We start from the raw sequence: 26,214 nt of genomic DNA on the forward strand, positions 1-26,214 counted from the left end.
GCTACCTTCTTACTGTTCCTTCCATGTATCTTAGAGATTAACCCTCGCCCCCAAGCTAAGATGTTCACTGAAGAAAAATCTGCTTAACGAAAGCCGTTTAACCAGGACCCTTAAAAAAGGACCACCTGCAAGCAGTGTAGATCCTTTTTCTGGTTAAGGGAAGCGGTTTAATCAGATTTTTCCGATCACCTTGTAAACGAACTCTTTACCACCACTGTCGGCTGACTCTTCAGTACGAAGCAAGAAGCCATCTTCAGCTAGGCGCTTAAGCCGAGTGCTAGCGTTCTGAACACTGATATCTAAAGCTAATGCGGCTTTTGCTGTGGTAGTTTCACGATGCTCAACAACAAAATCCAAAAGAGTCTTGCTAGAGGCGGATGGCTCTGGGCCTACAAATCTGCACTCATTACCTACCCAGCAGGTTAGGCTTTGATCACCGGAAATTGCGGCACCGTGTAAGTTTGCAATTAGGTCTTCATCAGTAATATCAAAGACGTAAAACGCAATCTGCTTACTATACCGTTTAACGGTATAAATGATGCTTTCTCGGAAAAAAGAAACATCAGCAGCTTCAATTTTGGCAAGGGAGATACCGACAACTGAAGCGCCGTGGAGTACATCTATGTCCCTGACAAGCAACGCATGAGCCTTACGACCCCGACTAGTTCCGTAGGGGTTAGGTTCATCAGCATACTGGTGAAGGTTTAAAGTGTAATTTTTCTGTTTCATATCTCGAGTTTAACCAGAGCCTATATGGCTGTCAAAAAGAACTCAAACACAATGTGAGTTCCCATGAGTGTAGGAAGGTCTGTATCCCAGTTACAATTACCGTCTTTAAGGTGTCCATCCTCGTACTGCAAGCGTACTACAAAGTTGTCTTGCCGAATCGTTACTTTTGCGTTCAGTATGGCCGCTCCCCCATGACTTGTATGGAAACCGGCTCCGCGTCCCTCACCTAGTCGGCTTAACCCCCTATGTTTCATCGCATGAAGGATTAGCCGAGGGTTCGCATCTGGTTCAGAGAGGGGAAACATCTTGGCAACATCTGGGAAGTGCTTGTCCAAGCCAGGGCGTAATGTGGCACAGATACCTTTACCGCAGTCAGAAATGACGACGACTACAGATTTTTTTTCTTTAGGCCCATACGATTGTAAGGCCGCAAAACCTGGAATTTGGGTTTCAGAGTGATCTTCGACATTACTAACCATCTCAGCCACTAGGGTGAATAGTTTTGTTGAATACTTGGTACCGAACGTACCCACAAAGCTTTGTTTAATGCGATCTGGTACGTTATCTTCAGGACAGATTTCCAGCAATTCTACAAGTGAAATATTGTTAGCAATGTATTGCTCAGAAGCTGAGTCTGGTGGCCTTTTAGGCAGGACGTTCACGGTCGGATCCAGCCGTGAAAAAAAACATGCACGACCCAGATATGAGACCGTTGATTCGTTGTTAGTGAAATCTAGAGTAACTTTCTTGCCTTTCTTAACTAGCTGATTTGACAGCGTTAGGACTCGCGCAACCGCACATAGTAATAGGTGCTGCCCATCCCTAATTTTGATGGTCACCTCATTGTGAGATGAGTCAAGTGGTGAGCCTTGTCTAAGAAGCGCTTGCTCAAAATGCTCTTGTGTAATCCAGGTTCTTCCTGAAACTAGTTCAAGTTCGCAGCTAGAGTGTCCACGTAAAGACCAACAGAAGGTATCATCATCTTTTACGAGAACATCGGTATTGTCGTACAAAGCTTGATTAACTTTCTTGCGAGGAACATCCAAGTGACGGGCGATATCACTTGCCTTGAGGCTTGGTTGTGCCTTGAGTAATTTTAAAATTCTTTTCAGCATATCCAGCTCAAAGCAAAGTGAACAACGGGTTCGCTATCATTGAAAAAGTAATTTTCCTGCCAGTGTATTATTTAGCGCAGCTCGCACAGCGTAATGAGCCGCGCCATGATACACCAGAACTTCACACTTAAATAATCCAAGATTGGATCTCTAGATCAAGTGACAGCCGGGCAATCGAGTTGCTTAGGTATGTGCAACACATAGTTACCTAGATTGGGCCCTTGCTTGTGGCAGCTATTTCCATATCGTCGCAATATTTTGTATATGTCACAGCCGCCGCCCACCAGCGCCACCGCCGAGGCGCTGTGGTGGGGCGTGCGATAGGGTCTGTGGTGCCAGTGACCGGCGCGCGGGGTGAGGCCGCCGATGGAGTGGATGGCGGCAGTCTGCTGCGCTTCCTGCTCGTTCAGCGGCGGCAGAATGCCGGGCAGACGGCTGGCCAACATGCTCTTGCCGGTGCCGGGCGGGCCGATGAACAGCAGGTTGTGGCTGCCGGCGGCGGCGATCTCCAGCGCCCGCTTGGCCTGTGACTGGCCGATCACATCCTGCAGATCCGGCACATCGGGCAGGCTCTCCGCGCTTTGTTGATCCGGCAGTGGCAGCTCGTACTGGCCGGCCAGCCAGGCGGTGACGGCCAGCAACTGGTGGGCGGTGCGCACCTCGGCATCCTGAATGAGGGAGGCTTCCGGGCCGTTCTCTCGCGGTACCAGCAGGGTGCGCCCCGCATCCCGGCAGGCGAGTACGGCAGGCAGCACCCCGAGCACGGGACGAATTTCGCCGGTCAGGGCCAACTCCCCCAAAAATTCGTGATCGAGCAGGTATTTTGCGGGTATCTGCTTGGAAGCGGCGAGAATGCCGATGGCGATGGCCAGATCAAAACGGCCCCCCTCCTTGGGTAGATCGGCGGGAGCCAGATTGACCGTGATGTGTTTGCTCGGGAACTCGAAATTGCCGTTGAGCAGGGCGCTGCGGACCCGATCTCGCGACTCTTTCACCGAGGTTTCCGGCAGGCCGACCATGTTGAAGGCGGGCAGGCCGTTGGAGAGGTGAACTTCCACTGTAACTTGCGGGGCCGCGATCCCGAGGCTGGCACGGCTATAAACCACAGCTAATGACATAAATCCCGTCCTTGAGTTGATATATGTTCTGACTAACTGCTTATTGTTGGTTTTTTATTCCAGAGTTCCGGCTGAGGAATAGCCAAAATCAGTGGGTTGTCACAGAAAAAAGGCTTGCCCAATAAAAATCACCGTGCTAGTTCTAATAGCCATTCGCGGTAAAAACCGCCCCAATTTCACAGGATTTCCGGTTGTAACTATGAACATGGCCTCCCGTTTCGTCAGCATTATTGTGGTCCTAGTGGTGATTATTATCTCACCGCTCGGGGCTCGTTTAGCTGCACGGAACAAGGGATAGACCCACCACCGGACAGAACGAAACAAGCGACCCCCGAGCCTCACAGCCCGGGGGTTTTTTTTCGACCAAAGGACAGGATTTTCCACATGAACGGCGCGCAGTTTTTGGTACAGGCTCTCAAGAAACAGGGTGTGACCCAGGTGTTTGGTTACCCGGGCGGGGCCATCATGCCGGTCTACGATGCCCTGTATGACGGTGGTCTGGCCCATCAGCTCTGCCGCCACGAGCAGGGTGCCGCCATGGCTGCAGTCGGTTATGCCCGCGCCTCCGGTCAGGTGGGAGTCTGCATCGCCACCTCCGGCCCCGGCGCCACCAATCTGGTGACCGGTCTGGCGGAGGCGCTGCTCGACTCGGTGCCGTTGGTGGCCATCAGCGGTCAGGTGCCCTGTGCCGCCATCGGCACCGATGCGTTTCAGGAGGTCGACGTGCTCGGCATGTCCCTCTCCTGTACCAAGCACTCCTTCATGGTGACCGATGCCGCCGATCTGGGGCGGGTGTTGGCAGAGGCTTTCGCTATCGCCACCGAAGGTCGCCCCGGCCCTGTGCTGATCGATCTCCCCAAGGATGTGCAACTGGCCGCGGTGCCTGCCCAGAGCCCGCTGTTTACAGTGGAAGAGCCGGAGATGCTCAACCCCTCGGATCTGGCCGCGGCCCGCACCCTGCTTGCTGCCGCCGAGCGTCCGGTGCTTTACGTCGGTGGCGGAGTGGGCATGGCCAATGCCGAGCAGCAGTTGCGCGACTTTGCTGCCGCAACCGGCATGCCAGCGGTCACCACCCTCAAGGGGATCGGCGCGCTCGACCCCGATAGCCCCGTTTATCTCGGCATGCTCGGCATGCACGGCACCAAGGCAGCCAACTATGCGGTGCAGCAGTGCGATCTGCTGCTGGTGGTGGGTGCCCGTTTCGATGATAGGGTGACCGGCAAGCTGGAGGAGTTTGCCCCAGAGGCCAAGGTGATCCATCTCGATGTGGACGCCGCCGAGTTCGGCAAGCGCCGCGCTGCCGAGGTGGGTATCACCACGGATCTCAAACAGGTGCTGCCGCGCCTCGCCATGACTCTCGACATCGCCCCCTGGCGTGAACACTGCGCAGCCATGGCCCGCGAATATGCATTTCGCTACGACCACCCGGGTCAGGCCATCTATGCCCCGGCTCTGCTCAAACAGCTATCTGCCAAGTTGCCGGAGAGCAGCGTGGTCGCCTGCGACGTCGGTCAGCACCAGATGTGGGTGGCCCAACACATGCGCTTCACCAGTCCGCGCAACCACCTCTCCAGCGCCGGTCTCGGCACCATGGGCTTCGGTCTGCCGGCCGCCATCGGGGCCAAGATGTCGCGCCCGGAGGATGAAGTGGTGCTGGTGAGCGGTGACGGCTCTTTCATGATGAATGTGCAGGAGCTTGGCACCATCCGCCGCGCCCAGCTCAAGGTGAAGATGGTGCTGTTGGATAATCAGCGTCTCGGCATGGTGCGCCAGTGGCAGGAGCTGTTTTTCAACGGCCGCTATAGCGAGACCATCCTCTCCGACAACCCCGATTTCGTCGCCCTGGCTGCCGCTTTCGGCATTCCGGGTGAGACCATCACATGCAAGGCGCAGATAGCCGGCGCCCTCGATCGCCTGCTGGCAAGCGAGAGTGCCTACCTGCTGCATGTGGCTATTTCAGAGGAAGAAAACGTCTGGCCCCTGGTTCCGCCGGGAGTCGCCAACCACCAGATGATGGAGCAACGCCCATGAACCCGCACACCCTTGCCCAGCCAGCATTTGCACAGCACACCCTGCATATCCATGCCCAGCCCAGACCGGAAGTGATGGAGCGGGTGCTGCGGGTGGTGCGTCACCGCGGCTTCAATCTATGCGCCTTGAATATGGAGCAGGATTGCCAACAGCTGCGGATCACGGTTACTGTCGAGTCGGTGCGTCCCATCCAGCAGTTGTGGAGCCAGCTGGTGAAGCTGGTGGACGTCTCCCGGGTCGATGCACTGGAACAGCAACCCCGGATCAGAGCTTAAGGAGCCAAGCCAATGTCACAGCCTTCCCAATCCGCCACTCACCCGCAATACATCTGGTTCAACGGCACACTGGTGCCCTGGCAGGATGCCCAGGTGCACGTGATGAGCCACGCCCTGCACTACGGCTCCTCGGTGTTCGAGGGGGTGCGTGCCTACGATACCCCCAAAGGCACCTGCATTTTCCGTCTGCAGGAGCACACCCGCCGCCTGTTCGACTCCGCCAAGATCTACTGGATGGACGTCCCCTACAGCGAGTCCGAAGTGAATGAAGCCTGCCGCACCGTGGTGCGCGAGAACGGCCTGAAGAGCGGCTACCTGCGCCCGCTGGCCTTTGTCGGCAACGTGGGGCTGGGGCTGCATCCGCCGCTGGATGCCAAGGCAGATCTGATGGTCGCGGCTCTGCCGTGGGGCGCCTATCTGGGGGAAGAGGGACTGAAAAACGGAGTGGATGTCTGTGTCACCTCGTGGAACCGGCTCGCTCCCAACACCATCCCCACCGGCGCCAAGGCGGGTGGTAACTATTTGTCCTCCCAGCTGATCAGCCGCGAGGCCAAGCGCAACGGCTTCGCCGAGGGGCTGGCGCTGGATGTGAACGGCTACCTGAGCGAAGGCGCGGGGGAGAACCTGTTCCTGGTGAAGAACGGCGTACTGTTCACCCCGCCCGCTACCGCCGCCATCCTGCCCGGCATCACCCGCGACACCATCATGACGCTCGCGCGTGACTTGGGTTACGAGGTGCGCGAGCAGGCACTGCCCCGTGAGGCGCTCTATGTTGCAGACGAGATCTTCATGACCGGCACCGCCGCCGAAGTGACCCCGGTGCGCTCCGTCGATCGGATGAAGGTGGGCGCTGGCAGCCGTGGTCCGGTGAGCGAGCAACTGCAGAACGCCTTCTTCGGCCTGTTCAATGGCAAGACCGAAGACAAGTGGGGTTGGCTGACGCCCGTCAACGACTGATGAGAGAGGGGAGGCGCTGTGCCTCTCCGAGTCGCTTCCGGTGAGCGCTGCCCAGTGGAGTCCTCACCAGGGTCGATTCCGATCCACTCGTATCATCACCGCATAACGCATCGAGCCCATATGGGCATTCAGGGAGTAGAGACAATGCCGAAGTTGAGATCCGCCACCACCACCCACGGACGTAACATGGCCGGGGCCCGCGCCCTGTGGCGTGCCACCGGAATGACCGATCAGGATTTCGGCAAGCCCATCATCGCCGTGGTCAACTCCTTCACCCAGTTTGTGCCGGGCCACGTCCACCTCAAGGATCTGGGTCAGCTGGTGGCGCGCGAAATCGAAGCCGCGGGTGGTGTTGCCAAGGAGTTCAACACCATCGCCGTGGATGACGGCATCGCCATGGGCCACGGCGGCATGCTCTACTCCCTGCCATCGCGCGAGCTGATCGCCGATTCGGTGGAGTACATGGTCAACGCCCACTGCGCCGACGCCATGGTCTGCATCTCCAACTGCGACAAGATCACTCCGGGGATGCTGATGGCCGCCCTGCGCATCAACATCCCGGTCATTTTTGTCTCCGGCGGCCCGATGGAAGCGGGCAAGACCAAGCTCTCCGACCAGATCATCAAGCTGGATCTGGTGGATGCCATGATCCAGGGCGCCGACCCCAAGGTGTCGGACGCCCAGAGCGAACAGGTGGAGCGCAGTGCCTGCCCCACCTGCGGCTCCTGCTCCGGCATGTTCACCGCCAACTCCATGAACTGTCTGACCGAGGCGCTCGGCCTCTCCCAGCCGGGCAACGGCTCCATGCTGGCGACTCACGCCGATCGCGAGCAGCTGTTCAAGCTGGCGGGTCAGCGCATCGTGACTTTGGCCAAGCGCTGGTATGAACAGGATGACGAGACCGCCCTGCCGCGCAATATCGCCACCAAGGCGGCGTTCGAGAACGCCATGGCGCTCGATATCGCCATGGGCGGCTCCACCAATACCGTGCTGCACCTGCTGGCGGCGGCGCAGGAGGCGGGCGTCGACTTCACCATGGCCGATATAGACCGCATGTCGCGCAAGGTGCCGCAGCTCTGCAAGGTGGCACCCTCCACCCAGAAGTACCATATGGAAGATGTGCACCGCGCCGGTGGAGTGGTCGCCATTCTGGGCCAGCTGGAGAAAGCGGGTCTGGTGCATGGGGATACCCGCACCGTGCTGGGTTGCTCCCTCGTCGAACAGCTCAATGAATATGACGTCAGCCGCCAGCCGAGTCAGGAGGTGGTGGACTTCTACCGCGCTGGCCCGGCCGGCATCCGCACCACCAAGGCGTTCAGCCAGGATTGCCGCTGGCCGGAGCTGGATCTGGACAGAGCCGAAGGGTGCATCCGCTCGCTGGACAACGCCTACAGCCAGGAGGGCGGCCTTGCCGTGCTTTCCGGCAACCTCGCGGTCAACGGCGCCATCGTCAAGACCGCCGGGGTGGATGAGGAGAACCTCACCTTCCGTGGTCCGGCCCGGGTGTTCGAGAGTCAGGAGAGCGCGGTGAGCGGCATCCTCGACGGCACCGTGAAAGCGGGCGAGGTTGTGGTGATCCGCTACGAAGGGCCGAAAGGGGGCCCAGGCATGCAGGAGATGCTCTACCCCACCACCTATCTGAAATCCATGGGATTGGGCAAGGCGTGCGCCCTGATCACCGATGGCCGCTTCTCCGGCGGCACCTCGGGCCTCTCTATCGGCCACGTCTCGCCGGAAGCCGCTTCTGGCGGCACCATAGGTTTGGTGGAGGATGGCGACATCATCAGCATCAACATCCCGGCCCGCAGCATGGTGCTGGAGGTGGCCGACAGCGTGCTGGCCGCCCGCCGTATCGCCGTAGAGGCTCGGGGCTGGAAGCCGCTCGATCGTCAGCGTCAGGTCTCCTTTGCCCTGCGCGCCTACGCCATGTTCGCCACCAGCGCCGATAAAGGCGCGGTGCGCGATCGCTCAATGCTGGGGGAATAAATCATGGTCTCTGCGGCGGATTATCTACGCAAGGTGTTGCTCTCCCCCGTCTACGAGGCGGCGCGGGTCACCCCCTTGCAAACCCTGAAGAAACTCTCCGAGCGGCTCGGCAACCACGTCAGCCTGAAGCGGGAGGATCTGCAACCGGTCCACTCCTTCAAGCTGCGCGGCGCCTACCACAAGATCGCCACCCTGACCGAGGAGCAGAAAGCGCGCGGCGTTATCGCCGCCTCTGCAGGTAACCACGCGCAGGGGGTCGCCCTGTCGGCCGCCAAGCTCGGTATCAAGGCGATCATCGTGATGCCCAAGACCACGCCGGACATCAAGATCGACGCGGTGCGCCGGCAGGGCGGCAACGTCATGCTGTTTGGCAATAGCTTCGACGAGGCCTACGGCGAGAGTCGCCGCCTCGCCACGCTGGAGGGCTACACCCTGATCCCGCCGTTTGATGACGTCGAGGTGATCGCCGGGCAGGGCACCATCGGCAAGGAGCTGCTGGAGCAGGATACCCACCTCACTCACGTGTTCGTGCCGGTGGGGGGCGGCGGTCTGGCCGCCGGGGTGGCGGTCTACATCAAACAGCTGCTGCCGGATGTGAAGGTGATCGGGGTGGAGGCGGAGGGTTCCGCTTGTCTCAAGGCTGCCATGGCGGCCGGTGAACCGGTCAATCTGGAGCGGGTCTCGCTGTTTGCGGACGGGGTGGCGGTCAAGCGCATCGGCGAGGAGACCTTCCGCCTCTGCAATCAGTATCTGGACGAGGTGGTGACCGTTTCCAACGACCAGATCTGCGCCGCGCTGAAAGACATCTTCGACGACTGCCGTGCCATTGCCGAGCCGTCGGGGGCCCTGTCGCTGGCGGGCCTCAAGGCCTACAGCGAGCGGGAGCAGGTCAGGGGTGGCCGGATGGCGGCCATTCTGTCCGGTGCCAACGTCAACTTCCACAGCCTGCGCTACGTGTCGGAGCGCTGCGAGATTGGCGAGAAGCGCGAGGGCATGCTGGCGGTGACCATCCCCGAGCGCAAAGGGGCCTTCCTCGACTTCTGCCGTCAACTCGGGCCGCGCATGGTGACCGAGTTCAACTATCGCTACGCCGATGCCGAGCAGGCGTCGCTGTTCGTCTCGGTGCGCCTCACCGGTGGTGACGAGGAGCTCAGTCAGATCATCGATCAGCTCGGCGGCAACGGCTACCCGGTGGTCAACATGACCGAAAGCGAGCTGGCCAAGAACCACGTGCGCTACATGATTGGCGGCCGCCCGGCCCGGCCCCTCGGCGAACGTCTCTATAGCTTCAAGTTTCCGGAGCAACCGGGCGCCCTGATGCGCTTTCTGGAGACCCTCGGCTGTCGCTGGAACATCAGCCTGTTCCACTACCGCAACCACGGTGCCGACTACGGCCGGGTGCTCTGCGCCTTCGAGCTGCCGGACGAGGACGTAGCAGCCTTCCACGACTACCTGCACGAGATTGGCTACGGCTGGAAAGAGGTGAGCGACGACCCCGCCTACCGGCTGTTTCTGGCCAGTTGATGGCGCGATGAAGAAGGAGGGAGGCGTTGGCCTCCCTCTGTTTTTAGGCTGCAATTGGCCACTTTTGTCTGAGCCATTGAAATCCGTAGGCCAGCACCATCAGTAGCAGGGTTCCGGGTAGTACCGTTTGCCACAGGAAGGCTGGCTCTTGTCCCGTCATCAGGATCAGCAAGGGATTGGCGCCCGCCGGAGGATGGAGGATATTCAGTCCCTGCATCAGGGCGATGGCCAGCCCGGTTGCCAGAGCCATCTGCACTTCAGCGGGGAGCGAAAGCAGGCCGATAACCAGTCCGACGCAGGCCGTCAGCAGGTGACCGCCCAGCACGTTTTTGGGGCGCGCCAGCGGACTATCTGGCAGGGAAAACAACAACACACAGCTGGCCCCGAAAGGTGCCATGACTAGCGCGACATGGCAGCTCAGATTGAGCCATCCCAATATGCCGATGGTGAGTGCGGCGCCCACACCTGCCCATAACGGGCCATACCATTTTGTCATCATGCTTTCCTCTTGGTTTGCCAGAACTGATTAGGCACATTAGGTAGACAGATCGGTGTACTTCAAGAGGCAAATCATGAGTGAGAAGCGTCAACAACTGGTGGCGACGGCCTACCGTCTGTTCAACCGTCATGGCTTTCATGCCACCGGCATAGATCGCATCTGGGCCGAGGCGGGGAGTACCAAGCGTACCCTCTATCGCCACTTCCCGACCAAGGATGCCTTGATTGAGGAGGTGCTGCTCGCTCGTGACCGGGAGTTCTTCGCCCTGCTTGACCAACGGCTGGCCGGTGTGAGCGGACGTGACGCCCGCCTGCAGGCGCTGTTTGACGGCTTTGCAGAGTGGTTTGGCCGCTCTGATTTCTATGGCTGCAACTTTATCAACGCCAGCGCCGAATTTGCCGACCCGCGTCATCCGGTGCGCAAGCTGGTGATGGCGCACAAGCAGGCGTTGCTGGGTTGGGTGATAAATCAGCTCAATTGCTCTCTGGGTCAGGCGACCGGGCTTTGCCTGCTGCTGGAGGGGGCGATCGTGATGGCCCACAGCTATCAACAGCCACTGGCGCTGGAGCAGGCCAGAATACTGGCAAAGACCATTTTGGCCGACGATACCGCGATAATGCAGGCTGCTTCACACTCCTGAGCTGCTGGTCATTTGAGGCTGCGTTCGGATGGGATACCCTGAATAACGGAGAGGCCGCCTGACGGCTTCACACAGGGAGAGTGCGCACTCAGGCGCCCATAACGACTTATTGCAGAGGCGAAAATATGAATAAATCCATGCTTGCCGTATTGGTCAGTGGTTTGCTGGCAGCCGGGGCCGTGCAGGCCGCCGCTCAGGACAATACCTGGTATGTCGGTGGCAAGGCCGGTTGGTCCAATTACTATGGCGTTGACCACAACCAGTATGCCGAGTCGATTGCCCAGACGTTGGGTAATACCAGCGAGAACACGGATGATCTGGGTCTGGGCCTGTTCGCCGGTTACCAGCTCAACCCCAACCTGGGTTTCGAGCTGGGTTATGACTGGCTTGGCAAATACGACACCACTTCGGGCACTGGCGCCAATACCCTCAAGACCGAAGCCAAGAGCCAGATGATTCAGGCCACCATGAAGATCAGCTTCCCGGCAACGAACGTGCTCGATCTTTATGGCCGACTGGGCGGTGCTTATGCCTGGACGGATAGCGAGATCAGCTTCGCCAATACCAGCGAGACCGGCAAGAAGCATGGCGCCGCCTTCGTTGGTGCGCTGGGTGCCGAATACGCCATCGATCGTGACTGGGCTGCCCGTCTGGAGTACCAGTACACCACGCCGCTGGGAGATGCCTCTCTCGATCGCTCCGGCATCGAGATGGATAACGGCCTGATCTCGTTCGGGATGCTCTATCGCTTCGGTCAGCAAGGTGGCGAGGTCGTAGCACCGGCTCCCGCTCCGGCCGCCGAACCGGCACCTGTAGCCGTGGTTGAGCCCAAGACCTTCAGTCTGAGTTCCGATGTGCTGTTCGAGTTCAACAAGGCGACCCTGAAACCGGCTGCCAATCAGGCGCTCGATGCCCTGTTCAGCCAGATTGTGGCGGCCAATCCGAAAGATGGCGTCGCAACTGTCATCGGTTATACCGACCGCATCGGTTCCGACAACTACAACCTGGCACTATCCGAGAAGCGGGCCCAGAGTGTGGCCAGCTATCTGGTATCCAAAGGCTTGTATGCCGACAAGGTACGGGTTGAGGGGCGTGGCAAGGCCAATCCGGTCACTGGCAGCAGCTGTGCCAGCCGCTCCAAACAGGAGCTGATCGCCTGTCTGGCACCGGATCGCCGGGTAGAAATCCATCTGGAAGGGGTTTCCCAGCCTGTCCAATAAGCAGAGCGACGGGAGCAATAAATGTAAAAACGGGAGGCTTGGCCTCCCGTTTCTTATGGGGTGTTTACGATGTCGTGCCTCAGAGCCCGAACAGCGGGCGCAGGCGAATGCCGATGAGGCTGCCCGCCAGGGCCATCAGCATCCAGACCCAGCCGTGCAGGCTGCCAGAGGCGGTGCCGTCGAAGAAGCCGCCGAGGTTGCAGGCGGCGTACATGGCGCCCATCCCCATCAGCAGGCCGCCGATGATGGAGGCCAGACTGTTGCCGATCCGCATCGGGGTGAAGTTGCCGCCACCGCTCAGGCTGCGCGCCAGCATTGCCCCCAGAATACCGAGCCAGAACATGCCGACCATGGGGTTGATAAAGAGTGGCTGGGCCAGCTTGGGGTTCCCCTCGAACAGGCCAAACAGGGAGGCACCGCGCAGCGCCATGTCATAGACGGCGCCTGTGATGGTCCAGGCCGAGCCGTGCAGAGCGACCACGGACGAGTTGAGCAGAGCTATGATGATGCCGCCGGTCAGCACGGTGAAGCGGCCATCGCGCCAGAACAGGTTGCCACCGCTGAAGAGGGGCTTGAGCTCCCCGGTGCGCTTGAGTTCGCTGTTGCGAAACAGCAGGAACAGCGCAGCGACCAGCGCCAGATTGAGCAGCATGCCGCTCCAGATATTGCCGGTCAAATCCTTGGCCAGCACCACATGGCTGGAGAAGGTAGCCTCCAGTTCGGGGCGGAACTGGTTGCTGATGAGGGTGCCGATGCCGTAGCAGATCAGCACCAGCCAGAAGCGGGGTTGTCCCTCGCCGCAGCAGTAAAGAGTGCCGGTGGCACAGACGCCTGCCAGCTGCATGCCGATGCCGAACAGGAAGGCACCGACGATGAAGGGAATGCCGATAGCCATCACGTTACCTACCATGGCATCGCCAAACAGGGCGTGGCTAAAAGAGAGGAAGGTGGTGAACAGCAGAATTTCGATGGCGATGGTGAGCAGGTGAACCCGCACATAGTAGCTGTTGCGCTTGGTCAGCATTTCGCGCCAACCGAAGACGATGCCGAAGCGGCTGAAGGAGAGGGTGAAGCCGAAGCCGAATCCGATCAAGGCCATCAGAGCCCATTTCATACCAAAGGTGTTGCCAAGCCAGAGTAACGCTCCCCCCGCGATTGCCACGATGGGGAGCGACCATTTTCGATTCATGTCTGTTGATCCTTGAAGTTGGTTTTCAGAGGGGCGGATCCTATTCCCTCGTGGAGTCCAATGCTACCCATTTAGTCAATGCAGAGAAAAAGGGGGGCGCTGACACCCGTCAGCGCCGGAGATCAATGGCGGGTGGTGTCGAGATGGAAGTGGTGAGTCTGCCTGGTCAGGATGCGGGCGTGTTGGGCGACCATGGTCGCCTCTTCGGCGGCCTGACTGGCGCTTTGGTTGGCCTCGGCCGCCAACCGCGACATCTCGCCGACCTGATGGTGGATCCCTTGTACCAGCCGGGTCTCATCGCTCATCAACTGATCGACCTGAGTGATGCGCTGGTTGATCTCCTCGCAGCTCTGCGCGATCCGGGCGACGCTCTGGCGCGCTGTCATCGTGTGAGTGACCGCCTGTTCGACCCGGGCCAGCTCGGTATCCATCTCGCTGGCGGCGCGCAGGCTGACATCCTGGATCTTGCCGATGATGGTGTTGATCTCGGTGGTGGCGCTGCCGGTGCGGGTCGCCAGCGAGCGCACTTCATCGGCCACCACGGCAAAACCGCGTCCCTGTTCACCTGCCCGCGCCGCTTCAATGGCGGCGTTCAGCGCCAGCATATTGGTCTGCTCCGCAATATCGTGAATGGCGCCCGCCAGCCCGGCAATCTGCTGCGAGAGGCCAGCCAGATCCGAAATGGTATGGGAGACCTGCTTCACTCCCGTGACTTGCTCCCCGATCACCTGTTCCACGGTGTGGATGGCGAGTGTCGCCTCTTGTGCCCGCTCTGCTGACTGCAGGGTTTGCTCCCCCACCTGATGCAGCTGGCTACCCGCCTGTTCAATGGAGTGGGTGAGCTGTTCAATGGCCTGTTCGATATGGTGGGCTGCCCCGACCTGAGCCTGACTGTCATCGGTGTGCCGTTGTGCCATGGCGGTCAGGCTGGTGGCGCGATCATCCAGCGTACTGGCGCTGCGCTGCAGTGACTCCACCAGGGTTGCCAGCTGGTCACGCATTGCCCCGATCTGGCGGATCAGCTCGCCGATGGCATCAAGGCCCGGCTCCGGCATGGGGCGGTTCAACTCCCCTTCGGCGATGGCGGCGGTCGCCTTGCCTGCGGCCAGCAGTCGCTGTTGGGTGGGGCGTCCCAGCCAGAAGATGAGCCCGGCCCCCAGCAGTGCAGCGCACAACAGCAGGCCGTAGCAGAGTCGAGTGGTGTTGGCGAGATGGGCCATTTGCTCGGCGGCATACTCGTTACCGCGGATGACGGTGGCGTCCACCCCTAGCCGGTGGGCGTTATAGAGGGTGTGCAGGCGCGCCGCAATCGCGCCCGCCTGCGCCAGATCCCCCGCCTTGATGGCGGGGACAAACTTGTCGTTGAGCAACTGCCAGAACAGCTCCCCCTGCACTTTTTGCTCCCCCAGCAGCAGCTCCCTGAGGGGCTCGTTCAGGCTGCTCTCTTGCCAGAAACGGTTACGGCTCTCGAACTCTTGCTGCAGTCGGGCGAGGGTTTGCAGCAGGGCCTCCCGCTCCTCCGGTTTGGCATGGAGCAGGGTGTAGACCTGCAACTGGGATTCGATGAGGTAGAGAGGCGGCGGCAGAATATCGGCTACCACATCCTTCCCCTCTCCCATCTGATCGGCTGCGCTCCGGACCGAGTAAAGCCCGAAAAAGCTGATGGAGATCAGTGTGATAATGACCATGATCCCCAGAACCTGACCAAAAAGCAGGGATCTGTCGTGAATGTGCTTGAGCATGTTGCCTCCATTCGGCTCCGTTCATGGATAGCATAGCTCTCTGGCGGGATAGTGAGACTCGGGTGTGGTCTGTTGATGGTCAGTCGGCTCTGGAGAAGGGGGATTAGCAGTCTGAAAACCGCCGGTGGCACGAAAAAGAACCCCGGCTGATGAGCCGGGGTCGATGGTGGTGAGGCGGTGTCAGGTCCGGCTTGGCGCGGCTTTGCCGCTGCGCAGCCCATCCAGACTGAACAGCACCAGCGCGCTCCAGATGCAGGCAAAGGTGAGCAGTTTGTCCATCGCCAGTGCTTCCCCATAGAGGGTGACGGCGAGGATGAACATCAGGCTGGGGCCTATGTACTGGAAGAAGCCCAGGGTGGAGAGCTTGAGCCGTGTCGCGGCGGCGGTGAAGCAGAGCAGGGGGGCCGTGGTGACGGCGCCTGCGGCGATCAGCAGCAGGTTGAGGTGCCAGTCGTTCTGGGTGAGATGGCTGGTGGGGCTGTCGGCAAAGCCCCACAGATAGATGGCCGCAGGCGGCAGCATGATCATGGTTTCGATCAGCAGACCGGTGAGAGCATCGAGTGCCAGTTTTTTGCGCACCAGTCCATAGATGGCAAAACTCGATGCCAGCACCAGCGCAATCCAGGGCAAGGAGCCAAAGGCGATAAGCTGGATCGCCACCCCGGCAAAGGCCAGCGCCACCGCCCACCACTGCAGGCGGCGCAGTTTCTCGCTCAGAAACACCATTCCCAACAGTACGTTGAACAGCGGGTTGATGTAGTAGCCGAGGCTGGCATCCAGCATATGGCCGTTGTTGATGGCCCAGATGAACAGCAGCCAGTTGCCGCCGACGGTGACCGAGGTAAATGCCAGGGTGAGCAACACTTTTGGCTGGCGCAGCACCGCCTGCACCTTGTGCCACTGGCGCCCTGCCAGGGTGAGTACCATCAGCAGCACGCAGGACCAGATCATCCGGTGGGTCAGGATTTCGGCGGCCGGGACGGCAGAGATGGTCTTGAAATAGATGGGGGCTATGCCCCAAAGGGTATAGGCGCACAGGGCGTAGATGACGCCCTGACGCTGGATCTGTTGCGGCATGCGGATGACCTTTACTGAAGCGTTGGATGCGGGAAAACATCGCAAAAAATCAGTGTAGCGATCCTTTTGCGGGGAAAGAAGCGAATAAACAAAGTTTGAGGGATAGGAGGAGGGTGACTGGCCGGTCAGCCCTTACCGCGGCGGATCTTGTCGACGTCCATCAACAGCCACAACATCAGGGCGATGGCGGAGATCCAGGGGCCCCAGGTCACGTAGGCCTCGCCGTGCCCCAGCACGAAGAACAGCAGGGGCAAACCGATCACCAGAAAAAGTACGCTTCCCAGAAAAAATAGCATTTTTGTCTTTATATTTAACATGTTGGCTTTTTTATCATTATAAGGATTGAGCCCGGTGATGGAAGGCCAAAAATGCAAAAGGGGGATTTCTCCCCCCTTTTTGATCCGATAGTGCTGCTTTGTCGTGTTATTCCAGCTGAATCCAGGTGCTTTTCAGCTCGGTGTACTTCTCCAGCGCATGAAGTGACTTGTCGCGACCGTTGCCGGACTGTTTGAAGCCGCCAAACGGCATGGTCATGTCGCCACCGTCCCAGTTGTTGACGAACACGGTACCGGCGCGCAGGGCGCGGGAGCCTTTCACCGCCTTGTTGAGATCCGCCGTCCAGATCGCCGCGGCCAGGCCGTAGTCGGTGTCGTTACCCAGCGCAATGGCCTCTTCCAGCGTATCGAAGCCGGTCACCGCCAGCACAGGGCCGAAGATCTCCTCGCGGAAGATGCGCATCTGCGGGGTCACGTCGTCGAAAATGGTGGGTTCGATATAGAAGCCACCACTCTCCATATTGGTGCGGTTGCCGCCCAGCAGCAGTTTGGCCCCCTCCTGCTTGCCAATCTCGATATAGCGCAGCACCTGCTCCATCTGGATGTGATCCACTATGGCGCCGATACGGGTCGCAGGGTCGAGCGGGTTGGCCGAGATCCACTCGCGGGCATGGGCCAGCAGTCGCTCCATAAATTGCGGCTTGATGCTGTTTTGCACCAGCAGGCGGGAGGCTGCGGTGCACACCTCGCCCTGGTTATAGAAGATGGCGCCAGCGGCGCTCTTGGCCGCGGCGTCCAGATCCGGTGCGTCGGCCAGTATGATGTTGGGGCTCTTGCCGCCGCACTCCATAAAGGCGCGCTTGAGGTTGGACTTGCCGGAGCACTCCACCAGATGTTTACCGATCTTGGTGGAGCCGGTGAAGGTGATGCAGTCCACATCCATATGCATGGCCAGCGCCTCGCCCACGGTGTGACCGAAGCCCGGCAGCACGTTGAACACGCCGTCAGGAATACCCGCCTCCTTGGCCAGACCTGCGATGCGCAGGGCGGTCAGGGGGGATTTTTCGGAAGGCTTGAGAATGACCGAGTTGCCGGTAGCGAGCGCCGGGCCCAGCTTCCAGCAGGCCATCACCAGCGGGAAGTTCCATGGCACGATGGCGGCGACCACCCCGAGCGCTTCGCGGGTCACCAGTGCCAGGGCGGATTCCTCCACCGGGGCGACCTGATCGTAAATCTTGTCGATGGCTTCGGCGTTCCAGGCGATGCAGTTGGCGGCGGCGGGGGCGTCATAGCCCATGGCATCGCCGATGGGTTTGCCCATATCCAGCGACTCCAGCAGCGCCAGCTCAACCTTGTTGAGGCGCATCAGCTCGGCGAAGCGCAGCATGATCTGTTTGCGCTGTTTCGGCGGCAGGCCGCTCCAACGCTTGTCGTTGAAGGCGTCACGCGCAGCCTGTACCGCCAGTTCGGCATCGGCGGCATCGCAGGCTGCCACCTTGGTCAGCAGCTTGCCGTTGGCCGGGTTGATGCAATCGAAGGTGGCGCCATTGACGGCATCCCGATAGCTGCCGTTGATAAAGGCTTGCGAGGGCAGGGTCAGATGGGCGGCCTTGTGTTGCCACTGGGCCAGGGTCAGGTCACTCATGTTCACTCCTTGAACCGGCAAAAGTCAGTTTCCGCGTATCAATATGCTAAACATCTTGCCGCTTGTAAATCCATCTTGTAACAATTCATTAAACATTGCTCCCCTGCCGATGCGCGTCTGAATGTCAGAAACTGGCGGGGGTGTTGGCCGAAATCAGCACGCACTCCTGTTCGCCACTATTGCGAAAACGGTGGGGGGTGCGGCTGTCGAAGTAGTAGCCATCCCCGGCGCCCAGCAGGTAGATCTGCTCGCCCACGGTCACTTCAACCTCGCCCTTGATGACGATGCCGCACTCTTCACCCTCGTGGCTCAGCATGTCGTCGCCGGTGTCGGCGCCCGGTGGCAGCACCTCCTGCAACATGCCGATGGCGCGGTTGGCGCGGCTGTGCCCAACCAGCCGGTAGCTGATGGGATGGGTGCCGAGATCCGGCATATCGGCGGCGCGGAAGATCACTTCGGTGCCCATTTCGGTCTCTTCAGTGAAGAAGCTGGCCAGCGACATGGGGATGCCTTCCAGCACCTTGCGCAGGGAGGCGACAGAGGGGCTCACCTGATTTTTCTCGATCTGGGAGATAAATCCGTTGGTCACACCGGAGCGCTTGGCCAGCTCGCGCTGGGAGAGGGCTGCCTTGGTGCGAACCGCCTTGAGGCGGTGACCGATATCCATCTATAGACACTCCTTGACTGTTTACTATTATTAAAATTGTGTTAAATATCTTATACCACTCTGCTGATGCGTCTAGCTAGGGGTGGCACTAGACAGGGCGATAACGGGCCCTTTTTTATGGATTCAGGTGTTTAATTTAATAGGCATTGGCCGACAGTTGCTAAACACCTTAAGGATGAGGTGACCATGAAACCGATCAGCGACATCAATACGCCCTCCGACATGTCCGCGTTCTGGATGCCGTTCACCGCCAACCAGCAGTTCAAGGCGGCGCCGCGTATCCTGAAGTCGGCAGAGGGGATGTATTATCACTCAGAGGATGGCCGCAAGATACTGGATGGCACAGCCGGACTCTGGTGTTGCAACGCGGGCCATGGTCGGCGCGAGATTGCCGAGGCGGTCTCCCAGCAGATTTCCCACCTCGATTTTGCCCCCACATTCCAGATGGGCCACCCCCTGCCGTTTGAGCTGGCCAACCGGCTAGTGGAGATCGCCCCCAAGGGGTTTGGCCACGTTTTCTATACCAACTCGGGTTCCGAGTCGGTCGATACCGCGCTCAAGATTGCGCTGGCCTGGCAGCGGGCTCGCGGTCAGGGCACCCGCACCCGGCTGATTGGTCGCGAGCGTGGCTATCACGGGGTCGGCTTTGGCGGTATCTCGGTGGGGGGCATTCCCGGTAACCGCAAGTGGTTCGGCTCCCTGCTGATCGGGGTGGATCATCTGCCCCATACCCTCAACATCGCCAAAAACGCCTTCACCAAAGGGCTGCCCGAGGAGGATGTGGCGCTGGCCAACGAGCTGGAGAAGATCGTCTTTCTGCACGATGCCAGCAATATCGCGGCGGTGATCGTCGAGCCCATCGCTGGCAGTACCGGCGTGCTGATGCCCCCCAAAGGCTACCTCAAGCGGCTGCGGGAGATCTGTACCAAGCATGGCATCCTGCTGATTTTTGACGAGGTGATCACCGGTTTCGGCCGCCTCGGTTCCCCCTTCGCCGCGCAGGAGTTCGATGTCATTCCCGACATGATCACCTGCGCCAAGGGGCTCACCAACGGCGCCATCCCCATGGGGGCGGTGCTGGTGCAGAAGCACATTTATGACGACATGATGGCGGCAGGCAAGGGGGCTATCGAGCTGTTCCACGGCTACACCTACTCCGGCCATCCGGTGGCTGCGGCTGCGGGTCTGGCGACCCTCGAGATCTATCGCAACGAGAACCTGCTCAGCCGCGCCGCCGATCTGGCGGGCTACTGGGAGGAGGCTGCCCATTCGCTGAAGGGCTGCAAGCATGTGAAGGATGTGCGCAACTACGGGCTGGTGGCGGGTATCGAGCTGGAGTCCATGCCGGATGCGCCGGGCAAGCGCGCCTACGAGGTGTTTGTCCGCTGCTTCGAGAAGGGGGCATTGATCCGGGTGACCGGCGACATCATCGCCCTGTCGCCGCCCCTCATCATCGAGCGCAGCCAGATCGACGATCTCTTCACCCTGCTGCAGGATGCCCTGCAGGCACAACCTTAACCCATTTGATGGCCCCGCACTGGCGGGGCCTTGCGTTGATTTGCTCAGCGCATTTACCGTATCAGTGATCACGGAGGATACATGACATACAGGGTCAGCAACTTCATCAACGGCCAGCTGCAGGAGAGTCGCAGTGAGCGCCAGGGGGCCATCTTCAATCCCGCTTGTGGCAAGCAGCAGGGGAGTGTGGGGCTGTCCAGCGCCGCCGAGTGTCAGGAGGCGATCGCCATCGCCGAGCGCGCCTTTGCCGACTGGTCACAAACCCCGCCGCTGGTGCGGGCCCGGGTCTTTTTCCGCTTCAAGGAGTTGATGGAGCAGCACAGGGACGAGCTGGCTCAGCTCATCAGTCGCGAGCATGGCAAGGTCTTCTCCGATGCGCAGGGTGAGCTGACCCGCGGGCTGGAGGTGGTGGAGTTTGCCTGCGGCATTCCCCATCTGCTCAAGGGGGAGCACTCCCTCAACGTCGGCCGCGGGGTAGACAGCTACTCCATGATGCAGCCGGTGGGGGTCTGCGCCGGTATCACGCCGTTCAACTTCCCGGCCATGGTGCCGCTCTGGATGTTCCCGGTCGCCATCGCCTGCGGCAACACCTTTATTCTCAAGCCCTCCGAGAAGGATCCCTCCCTCTCGTTGCGGATGGCCGAGCTGCTCAAGGAGGCAGGTCTGCCGGATGGCGTGCTCAACGTGGTGAACGGTGACAAGGAGGTGGTGGATGTGCTGCTGACTGACCCGCGAGTAGGTGCCGTGTCATTTGTCGGTTCCACCCCCATCGCCCAGTACATCTATGCCACCGCCTCGGCCCACGGCAAGCGCGTGCAGGCGTTGGGTGGCGCCAAGAACCACATGGTGGTGATGCCGGATGCGGACCTCGAGCAGGCGGTTTCCGCCCTGATGGGGGCTGCTTATGGGGCGGCGGGTGAGCGCTGCATGGCCATTTCGTTGGCCGTGGTGGTGGGTGACGAGACCGCCGATGCGCTGGTGGCCAAGCTGACGCCGCTGGTGGAAAAACTGCGGGTGGGCCCGGGGCTGGGCCAGAGCCCGGAGAACGAAATGGGGCCGCTCATCAGCAAGGAGCATCTGGCCAAGGTGCGCGGCTACGTTGATCAGGGGGTGGCTGAAGGGGCCGCGCTGCGGGTCGATGGTCGCACGCTGATCCACGACGAGGGTTACTTTATCGGGGGCTGCCTGTTTGACCAGGTGACCCCCGAGATGCGCATCTATCGCGAGGAGATCTTCGGCCCTGTGCTCTCCATCGTACGGGTGCCTGACTACGAGACGGCGCTGCGCCTCATCAACGAGCACGAGTACGGCAACGGCACCGCCATCTTTACCTGCGACGGCGACACCGCGCGGGACTTCACGGCGCGGGTGCAGGTCGGTATGGTAGGGGTGAACGTTCCCATTCCGGTGCCGATGGCGTTTCACAGCTTTGGCGGCTGGAAGCGCTCCATCTTCGGGCCGCTCAACATGCACGGGCCGGACGGGGTTCGCTTTTATACCCGGATGAAGACGGTGACGGCGCGCTGGCCCCAGAGCCTGCGCAGTGGTGCCGAGTTCTCCATGCCGACCATGAAGTGACGCGCTGGCGCGTGTTCATGGCCCAACCTCTTGCCCCCGCCGGTCGTTGATTGGCGGGGGCGAACTCTGTAAAGGAACAACAGATGCGATTGGGAATTCTCGATTGTGACCGGCTCGATCCCGATCTGGCGGATCGTTTTGGCCCCGTTTACTCCGAGATGTTTATCAGGGGCTTTGCGGCCCTGGCCCCCGAACTGGAATTTCGGGTCTGGTCGGCTCTCGATGGAGAACTGCCGGAGGATCTGCACGAGTGCGATGCTTGGCTCATCACCGGCTCGCGCCACGATGCTTACAGCGATATCCCCTGGATTCAGGCACTGCGGGCGTGGATCCGCCAGGCGCACGATGCTGACGTCAAGCTGGCAGGTGTCTGCTTCGGTCATCAGGTGATCGCCCAGGCGCTGGGTGGCGAGGTGGTGAAGTCTACCAAGGGGTGGGGACTGGGAGTGTCGGTACATCCCATGTTGGCAGATGAGCCCTGGATGGCGCCGTCGCGGGATCAGATCCGCATTCTGGCCAGTCATCAGGATCAGGTGGCCCTGCTGCCGCCGGGGGCGACCCGACTGGCGGGCAACGATTTTTGTCCCAACTTCATGTTTTTGCAGGGTGATCACATCGTCGCCATTCAGGGGCATCCGGAGTTCTCGGTGGAGTACAACCGGGCGCTGATCGAGCGGCGCCGTGGCCTGTTGCCCGACGAGCGCTACCAGAGCAGCCTCTCCTCGCTGGAGGGAGAGGTGGATTCGGCGACCATGATGCAGTGGCTGCTGCAGTTTCTGGGGATCCTGCCGCTGCGGGCTGGTGCGGCCTGAACCCGGTTTGTCAGCCACCCCTTCGGATGCTAGATTTTGTAGCAAAATGAAGGATCAAGCGCTGAGATGTCGGGATCGGATGGTACACTGGCCGCCCATGTGGCGGCCTGTTTGTCTGGCTTGATTGCCGTCCCTGCCTGAGCCAAACCTGTCTGAGCCAAACCAGTGTGAGAGTGTGACGCCTTGAAACTACAGCAATTGAAGTATTTGATCGCGATCCGGGACCACAACCTCAATGTGTCCGTGGCTTCCGATGCGCTCTTCACCAGCCAGCCGGGGGTCAGCAAACAGATTGGCCTGCTGGAGAGCGAGCTGGGGGTGCGGATTTTCGAGCGCCGTGGCAAGCACCTGCACCGCATTACGCCGGTGGGGGAAGAGATCATCAAGTGTGCCGAGGCGATGCTCAATATCGAGAGCAAAATCAAGGCGATCTCCCGCGAGTATCTGGACCCGACCGTGGGCACCCTCAATATTCACACCACCCACACCATCGCCCGCTACCTGCTGCCCAAGTCGGTCACCTACTTCACCAAGAAGTATCCCAAGATCTCGTTCCACCTCCATCCGGTGATGTCGGCGAGCAAGGAGCAGATCAGCAAGGGTTACTCCGATTTCTCCATCGTTGCCCACGAGATTGGCTTCGACAAGGAGCTGATTGCGCTGCCCGCCTACCTCTGGACCCTCTCGCTGGTGGTGCCGCAGGATCACCCGTTGGCCAAGGTGAAGAAGCCGACCCTGGAGCAGCTCTGCCACTACCCGATCCTCAGCTACGAGAGTGGCGCCACTGGCCGTCAGGTGCAGGACGAGGTGTTCCATGCCGCCGGTCTCACCCCGAGCTACTACATGACGGTGATGGACGCCGGGGTGATCAAGCGCTACGTGGAGCTGGGCTTTGGCATCGGCATCATCTCCTCGCTGGTGGCTAACGACACCGACAGCCCCGGGCTGGTCTCCATCAATCTGGAGCACCTGTTCAAACCCTGCCCGGCGCAGATCTGTTTCAGCAAGAGCATCTTGCTGCAGAACTACATGTATGACTTCATCAGCTCCTTCTCACCCCACCTCACCAAAGAGGTGATTCAGAGCGTGATGCAGCAGCCGAGTCAGGCGCGCATCGACGAGCTGCTGGCCGGGGTGGAACTGCCCATCTATTGATCCCGATCGGATTCCCGATCGCTGCCGGTTGTCTCTTCTGTCAGGCTGGGCTCTACTCGGGGTTCAGCCTGTCTCTTTTGGGCTATCTCCATCGTCCGAGGTCTCTATGTCCCGCATTCTGCTGCTTGCCAATCTCAACTGTGATCATGTGCTCTCCCTCTCCGAACCGCTGGTGGCGGGGGCCCGGCTGCAATATGTGGATCAGGGGCGCAGGCTCGGCGGTGGCGCCGCCAATACCGGCATCGGGCTGGTGTGGGCAGGTCACGAGGTGACCATTGCCTCCCGCATCGGGCTGGACGAGACCGGCGACTGGCTGCTGGAGCAGGCGGCCGGTTACGGGCTGGATTGCAGCCATGTCGAGCGCTTCGGCGGCGAGACTGGCGAGCTGCTCATTCTGGTGGACTCCACCGGCGAGCGCACCATACTGCGCCGCCCGCGGCGTCCCGATCTGCCCGGCGATCTGCCGCTGGAGGGGGTGGATTGCCTCTATGTGAACTATCCCGGCACCGCCATCATCAGTTACATGCGCCAGATGCTCGGCAAGAGCTTCGTGGTAGCCCAGTATCCCAAGGGCGGCCAAGCGCGCCGTCCCTGCCACGTGCTGGTGGCCTCCCGCTCCGATCTCGGCGAGGTGAGCGACCCTTGGCAACATGCCCGTCAGCTGGCGGGGGAGCAGCTCGAATGGCTGGTGCTGACCGAAGGAAAGGCGGGCGCAGTGGCCATTCACGGCGATGAGCAGATCCGGGTCGCCGCCCGGCCAGTATCTGTGGTCGATACCACGGGGGCAGGGGATGCCTTCGCTGGCGGATTGATCCATGGTCTGGCGCGGGGCATGGCGATCAAGGATGCGCTACAGTGCGCGGTGGACTGGGGGGCGTTTGCCGTCGCCTCCGAGAGTTCCATCCCCTCGATCGCGCTGAAAAACTGGCTGAAACAACCCCACTGAACCACCTCCTTGACGGTCGATTGAGGGGCGGTTCGCGGGCCATCTGGCTGCTGGTCGAAGAGGCTTGGTGAGGGGGACTATTCGGGAGATTTACCCGCCATAAAGCGGGCAAACGCCGGGCTAACCCGGCAAGTTTGCGATCAATCAAAGAAAGTGTCGATTTATGTGCATCTTCATCGACACCCGGTTGTGCTGCTCTTAACCTGTCACTCCGCAACTCAGATTAAGAGACAGGCCCCCTCTGGCGAACCAATTGGCAAACAGAGGCGAACCGGTTGTCTCCTGCCTCTTAGCTCAATGTTGTCGTCCTGATTCCTGGCTTGTAGTAAGAGGCAAGTGCGACCATGCAACTGACACGATTTACCGACTACGCCCTGCGTACCCTGACCTTCCTGGCGGTTCAGCCGGGGGATCGTCTGTCGACCATTACCGAAGTGGCCGATACCTTCGGCATCTCTCGCAACCACGTGGTCAAAATTGTGCACCAGCTTGGCATCAAGGGGTACATTGAGACGGTACGCGGCAAGCATGGTGGCATCCGCCTCGGTCGCTCGGCGGTCTCCATCAATTTGCGGGATGTGGTGATGGACATGGAGCATGTGCTCTGTCCGGTCGATTGCAAGCGCGAGAACTGCCGTCTCTCCGGTGGCTGCCGTATTCAGGGCATTCTGCGCCGCGCCATGAACGCCTTCCTCGAAGTGCTGGGTGAGTACACTCTGGCTGATGCGGTGCGCGATCCCAATCGTCTCTGCCACCTGCTGGGTATCGAGCAAGAGACTATTGTGACCATGGCCTGACAGGGCGCGGAATATTGAACAAGATGTGAAAGGGGCCTGATGGCCCCTTTTGCTTGTCAGCGATTACCCGGCTGGCGGATCAGGGTGATGGCGCCGTGCAGACAGGCGAGGCCGCAGGCTCCGCAGCCATTGCAGGCATCCATATTGACGTTGATGCCATCGGCTGTGGCCTTGATTGCCTGCTGAGGGCAGGCATCTTCACAAAGCAGGCAGTAGAAGCCCTGACGGGCCTGACAGCTCTCTTCAATCTGGACCCGGGTCTGCACCTGACGGCCCAGTTGCAAGTCGAGAGCTCCGGTCGGACAGGCTCTGGCGCAGCTGCCGCAATAGCTGCACTGGCCGCAGGCGAGATCGAGCACCGGGGTGCCGGCAATCGGGCTCCCCTCGTACTCCTCCTGCGTGGCCGGTTTGAGCAGACCGCGCGGGCAGGCCTTGAAACATTCGCCACAGCGGGTGCAGAGGGTGAGGTACTGGGACTCCTCGATCGCCCACGGCGGGCGCGCTTCATGGCAAACCACCGCGGGTTTGCGCGAAGCTTGCCAACCTTGTGTCAGCCAACGGAGGAAATAATGAGTCATGCCCACCCCTGATACCTATTAGGGGTTAATTTTATCGAAGTTTGCGAGGGCAGGCCAGAGAATAGCAGCCGTCAGGATCGCAAGGGCTGTTGCCCTTGTGTAAGCTAGGCGGGTCTATTTTCCGTGGTTGAATGAAAACAT

The 26,214-nt window shown here is 60.3% G+C and carries 23 protein-coding genes and 1 pseudogene; 13 read left to right on the forward strand and 11 right to left on the reverse strand.

The features are described 5' to 3' along the window. Positions 1 to 171: 171 nt before the first annotated feature. The 3 genes and pseudogenes from VF684_RS08865 to VF684_RS08875 form a co-directional block, all read right to left on the reverse strand. Positions 172 to 729 (reverse strand): hypothetical protein, encoded by a 558-nt coding sequence (locus VF684_RS08865; protein WP_219313648.1) that lies wholly within the window; start codon positions 727 to 729, stop codon positions 172 to 174. 20 nt (positions 730 to 749) lie between these two features. After that, positions 750 to 1,844: a hypothetical protein gene (locus VF684_RS08870; RefSeq protein WP_219313646.1), complete on the reverse strand. Its 1,095-nt coding sequence runs from the start codon at positions 1,842 to 1,844 to the stop codon at positions 750 to 752. Positions 1,845 to 2,116: 272 nt separating this feature from the next. After that, positions 2,117 to 2,962: pseudogene (locus tag VF684_RS08875) on the reverse strand (YifB family Mg chelatase-like AAA ATPase); the annotation flags it as partial. 384 nt (positions 2,963 to 3,346) lie between these two features. Here VF684_RS08875 and ilvG point away from each other — a divergent pair. The 5 genes from ilvG to ilvA all read left to right on the forward strand — a co-directional run bounded on the left by ilvG (position 3,347) and on the right by ilvA (position 9,735). Continuing rightward, a complete protein-coding gene (gene ilvG / locus VF684_RS08880; protein WP_440174159.1) occupies positions 3,347 to 4,993 on the forward strand; it encodes an acetolactate synthase 2 catalytic subunit in 1,647 nt (548 codons plus the stop codon). Then, positions 4,990 to 5,268: an acetolactate synthase 2 small subunit gene (gene ilvM / locus VF684_RS08885; protein WP_005342011.1), complete on the forward strand. Its 279-nt coding sequence runs from the start codon at positions 4,990 to 4,992 to the stop codon at positions 5,266 to 5,268. The genes ilvG and ilvM overlap by 4 nt, the downstream gene beginning before the upstream one ends. 12 nt (positions 5,269 to 5,280) lie before the next feature. Then, positions 5,281 to 6,225 carry a branched-chain amino acid transaminase gene (locus tag VF684_RS08890; RefSeq protein ID WP_440174160.1) on the forward strand — a complete coding sequence of 315 codons (945 nt, stop codon included), beginning with the start codon at positions 5,281 to 5,283 and terminating at the stop codon, positions 6,223 to 6,225. Positions 6,226 to 6,369: 144 nt separating this feature from the next. Then, complete coding sequence (gene ilvD / locus VF684_RS08895; protein ID WP_139441130.1) at positions 6,370 to 8,211, forward strand: dihydroxy-acid dehydratase; 1,842 nt, start codon at positions 6,370 to 6,372, stop codon at positions 8,209 to 8,211. Positions 8,212 to 8,214: 3 nt separating this feature from the next. Continuing rightward, a complete protein-coding gene (ilvA, locus tag VF684_RS08900) occupies positions 8,215 to 9,735 on the forward strand; it encodes a threonine ammonia-lyase, biosynthetic (RefSeq protein ID WP_139441131.1) in 1,521 nt (506 codons plus the stop codon). A gap of 43 nt (positions 9,736 to 9,778) precedes the next feature. On the opposite strand, the gene VF684_RS08905 is transcribed toward ilvA, so the two are convergent. Further along, complete coding sequence (locus VF684_RS08905; RefSeq protein WP_440174172.1) at positions 9,779 to 10,231, reverse strand: HPP family protein; 453 nt, start codon at positions 10,229 to 10,231, stop codon at positions 9,779 to 9,781. 76 nt (positions 10,232 to 10,307) lie between these two features. Between VF684_RS08905 and VF684_RS08910 the strand changes: the two genes are divergently transcribed. Beyond that, positions 10,308 to 10,874 carry a TetR/AcrR family transcriptional regulator gene (locus VF684_RS08910; protein WP_139441132.1) on the forward strand — a complete coding sequence of 189 codons (567 nt, stop codon included), beginning with the start codon at positions 10,308 to 10,310 and terminating at the stop codon, positions 10,872 to 10,874. A gap of 125 nt (positions 10,875 to 10,999) precedes the next feature. Next, positions 11,000 to 12,094 carry a porin OmpA gene (gene ompA / locus VF684_RS08915; RefSeq protein WP_100647095.1) on the forward strand — a complete coding sequence of 365 codons (1,095 nt, stop codon included), beginning with the start codon at positions 11,000 to 11,002 and terminating at the stop codon, positions 12,092 to 12,094. A 79-nt stretch (positions 12,095 to 12,173) separates the two neighbouring features. Here ompA and VF684_RS08920 read toward each other — a convergent pair whose 3' ends face one another. The 6 genes from VF684_RS08920 to VF684_RS08945 all read right to left on the reverse strand — a co-directional run bounded on the left by VF684_RS08920 (position 12,174) and on the right by VF684_RS08945 (position 18,689). Next, on the reverse strand, positions 12,174 to 13,283 hold the full coding sequence (locus tag VF684_RS08920; protein ID WP_193556825.1) for a YeeE/YedE thiosulfate transporter family protein: 1,110 nt from the start codon (positions 13,281 to 13,283) through the stop codon (positions 12,174 to 12,176). Between the two features lie 122 nt (positions 13,284 to 13,405). Beyond that, the gene (locus VF684_RS08925) at positions 13,406 to 15,025 is read right to left on the reverse strand and encodes a methyl-accepting chemotaxis protein (RefSeq protein ID WP_139441133.1); all 1,620 of its coding nucleotides are present in this window, start codon (positions 15,023 to 15,025) and stop codon (positions 13,406 to 13,408) included. A gap of 180 nt (positions 15,026 to 15,205) precedes the next feature. Beyond that, positions 15,206 to 16,102 (reverse strand): EamA family transporter RarD, encoded by an 897-nt coding sequence (rarD, locus tag VF684_RS08930; RefSeq protein WP_005356175.1) that lies wholly within the window; start codon positions 16,100 to 16,102, stop codon positions 15,206 to 15,208. A 125-nt stretch (positions 16,103 to 16,227) separates the two neighbouring features. Then, positions 16,228 to 16,398 (reverse strand): hypothetical protein, encoded by a 171-nt coding sequence (locus VF684_RS08935; RefSeq protein ID WP_005341999.1) that lies wholly within the window; start codon positions 16,396 to 16,398, stop codon positions 16,228 to 16,230. A gap of 127 nt (positions 16,399 to 16,525) precedes the next feature. Then, positions 16,526 to 18,022 carry an aldehyde dehydrogenase gene (locus tag VF684_RS08940; RefSeq protein WP_139441134.1) on the reverse strand — a complete coding sequence of 499 codons (1,497 nt, stop codon included), beginning with the start codon at positions 18,020 to 18,022 and terminating at the stop codon, positions 16,526 to 16,528. A gap of 124 nt (positions 18,023 to 18,146) precedes the next feature. After that, positions 18,147 to 18,689, reverse strand: a complete 543-nt coding sequence (locus VF684_RS08945; RefSeq protein ID WP_005339643.1) for a cupin domain-containing protein — start codon at positions 18,687 to 18,689, stop codon at positions 18,147 to 18,149. A gap of 186 nt (positions 18,690 to 18,875) precedes the next feature. On the opposite strand from VF684_RS08945, the gene VF684_RS08950 reads away from it, so the two are divergent. From VF684_RS08950 to VF684_RS08975, 6 genes are all read left to right on the forward strand, one after another. Continuing rightward, positions 18,876 to 20,207 carry an aspartate aminotransferase family protein gene (locus tag VF684_RS08950; RefSeq protein WP_139441135.1) on the forward strand — a complete coding sequence of 444 codons (1,332 nt, stop codon included), beginning with the start codon at positions 18,876 to 18,878 and terminating at the stop codon, positions 20,205 to 20,207. A gap of 81 nt (positions 20,208 to 20,288) precedes the next feature. Next, a complete protein-coding gene (locus VF684_RS08955; protein WP_440174164.1) occupies positions 20,289 to 21,785 on the forward strand; it encodes a CoA-acylating methylmalonate-semialdehyde dehydrogenase in 1,497 nt (498 codons plus the stop codon). Between the two features lie 83 nt (positions 21,786 to 21,868). Further along, positions 21,869 to 22,597, forward strand: a complete 729-nt coding sequence (locus VF684_RS08960; RefSeq protein ID WP_139441137.1) for a glutamine amidotransferase-related protein — start codon at positions 21,869 to 21,871, stop codon at positions 22,595 to 22,597. A gap of 183 nt (positions 22,598 to 22,780) precedes the next feature. After that, a complete protein-coding gene (locus VF684_RS08965; RefSeq protein ID WP_005356189.1) occupies positions 22,781 to 23,752 on the forward strand; it encodes a LysR substrate-binding domain-containing protein in 972 nt (323 codons plus the stop codon). Positions 23,753 to 23,858: 106 nt separating this feature from the next. After that, positions 23,859 to 24,698, forward strand: a complete 840-nt coding sequence (locus tag VF684_RS08970; RefSeq protein WP_127007150.1) for a PfkB family carbohydrate kinase — start codon at positions 23,859 to 23,861, stop codon at positions 24,696 to 24,698. Between the two features lie 344 nt (positions 24,699 to 25,042). Beyond that, a complete protein-coding gene (locus VF684_RS08975; RefSeq protein ID WP_005339654.1) occupies positions 25,043 to 25,495 on the forward strand; it encodes an Rrf2 family transcriptional regulator in 453 nt (150 codons plus the stop codon). A 56-nt stretch (positions 25,496 to 25,551) separates the two neighbouring features. Here VF684_RS08975 and VF684_RS08980 read toward each other — a convergent pair whose 3' ends face one another. Beyond that, positions 25,552 to 26,073, reverse strand: a complete 522-nt coding sequence (locus tag VF684_RS08980) for a ferredoxin-type protein NapF (protein WP_033114761.1) — start codon at positions 26,071 to 26,073, stop codon at positions 25,552 to 25,554. Positions 26,074 to 26,214: the final 141 nt, after the last annotated feature.

The organism is Aeromonas sp. Lyrl_2 (genome assembly GCF_051948815.1).
In the GTDB taxonomy this organism is placed as follows: Bacteria; Pseudomonadota; Gammaproteobacteria; order Enterobacterales; family Aeromonadaceae; genus Aeromonas; species Aeromonas veronii.

Bases quoted from the DNA above. Each gene is read 5' to 3' on its own strand.
- VF684_RS08865 (WP_219313648.1), bottom strand. From the start codon at position 729: ATGAAACAGAAAAATTACACTTTAAACCTTCACCAGTATGCTGATGAA.
- VF684_RS08870 (WP_219313646.1), bottom strand. From the start codon at position 1,844: ATGCTGAAAAGAATTTTAAAATTACTCAAGGCACAACCAAGCCTCAAG.
- ilvG (WP_440174159.1), top strand. From the start codon at position 3,347: ATGAACGGCGCGCAGTTTTTGGTACAGGCTCTCAAGAAACAGGGTGTG.
- ilvM (WP_005342011.1), top strand. From the start codon at position 4,990: ATGAACCCGCACACCCTTGCCCAGCCAGCATTTGCACAGCACACCCTG.
- VF684_RS08890 (WP_440174160.1), top strand. From the start codon at position 5,281: ATGTCACAGCCTTCCCAATCCGCCACTCACCCGCAATACATCTGGTTC.
- ilvD (WP_139441130.1), top strand. From the start codon at position 6,370: ATGCCGAAGTTGAGATCCGCCACCACCACCCACGGACGTAACATGGCC.
- ilvA (WP_139441131.1), top strand. From the start codon at position 8,215: ATGGTCTCTGCGGCGGATTATCTACGCAAGGTGTTGCTCTCCCCCGTC.
- VF684_RS08905 (WP_440174172.1), bottom strand. From the start codon at position 10,231: ATGACAAAATGGTATGGCCCGTTATGGGCAGGTGTGGGCGCCGCACTC.
- VF684_RS08910 (WP_139441132.1), top strand. From the start codon at position 10,308: ATGAGTGAGAAGCGTCAACAACTGGTGGCGACGGCCTACCGTCTGTTC.
- ompA (WP_100647095.1), top strand. From the start codon at position 11,000: ATGAATAAATCCATGCTTGCCGTATTGGTCAGTGGTTTGCTGGCAGCC.
- VF684_RS08920 (WP_193556825.1), bottom strand. From the start codon at position 13,283: ATGAATCGAAAATGGTCGCTCCCCATCGTGGCAATCGCGGGGGGAGCG.
- VF684_RS08925 (WP_139441133.1), bottom strand. From the start codon at position 15,025: ATGCTCAAGCACATTCACGACAGATCCCTGCTTTTTGGTCAGGTTCTG.
- rarD (WP_005356175.1), bottom strand. From the start codon at position 16,102: ATGCCGCAACAGATCCAGCGTCAGGGCGTCATCTACGCCCTGTGCGCC.
- VF684_RS08935 (WP_005341999.1), bottom strand. From the start codon at position 16,398: ATGCTATTTTTTCTGGGAAGCGTACTTTTTCTGGTGATCGGTTTGCCC.
- VF684_RS08940 (WP_139441134.1), bottom strand. From the start codon at position 18,022: ATGAGTGACCTGACCCTGGCCCAGTGGCAACACAAGGCCGCCCATCTG.
- VF684_RS08945 (WP_005339643.1), bottom strand. From the start codon at position 18,689: ATGGATATCGGTCACCGCCTCAAGGCGGTTCGCACCAAGGCAGCCCTC.
- VF684_RS08950 (WP_139441135.1), top strand. From the start codon at position 18,876: ATGAAACCGATCAGCGACATCAATACGCCCTCCGACATGTCCGCGTTC.
- VF684_RS08955 (WP_440174164.1), top strand. From the start codon at position 20,289: ATGACATACAGGGTCAGCAACTTCATCAACGGCCAGCTGCAGGAGAGT.
- VF684_RS08960 (WP_139441137.1), top strand. From the start codon at position 21,869: ATGCGATTGGGAATTCTCGATTGTGACCGGCTCGATCCCGATCTGGCG.
- VF684_RS08970 (WP_127007150.1), top strand. From the start codon at position 23,859: ATGTCCCGCATTCTGCTGCTTGCCAATCTCAACTGTGATCATGTGCTC.
- VF684_RS08975 (WP_005339654.1), top strand. From the start codon at position 25,043: ATGCAACTGACACGATTTACCGACTACGCCCTGCGTACCCTGACCTTC.
- VF684_RS08980 (WP_033114761.1), bottom strand. From the start codon at position 26,073: ATGACTCATTATTTCCTCCGTTGGCTGACACAAGGTTGGCAAGCTTCG.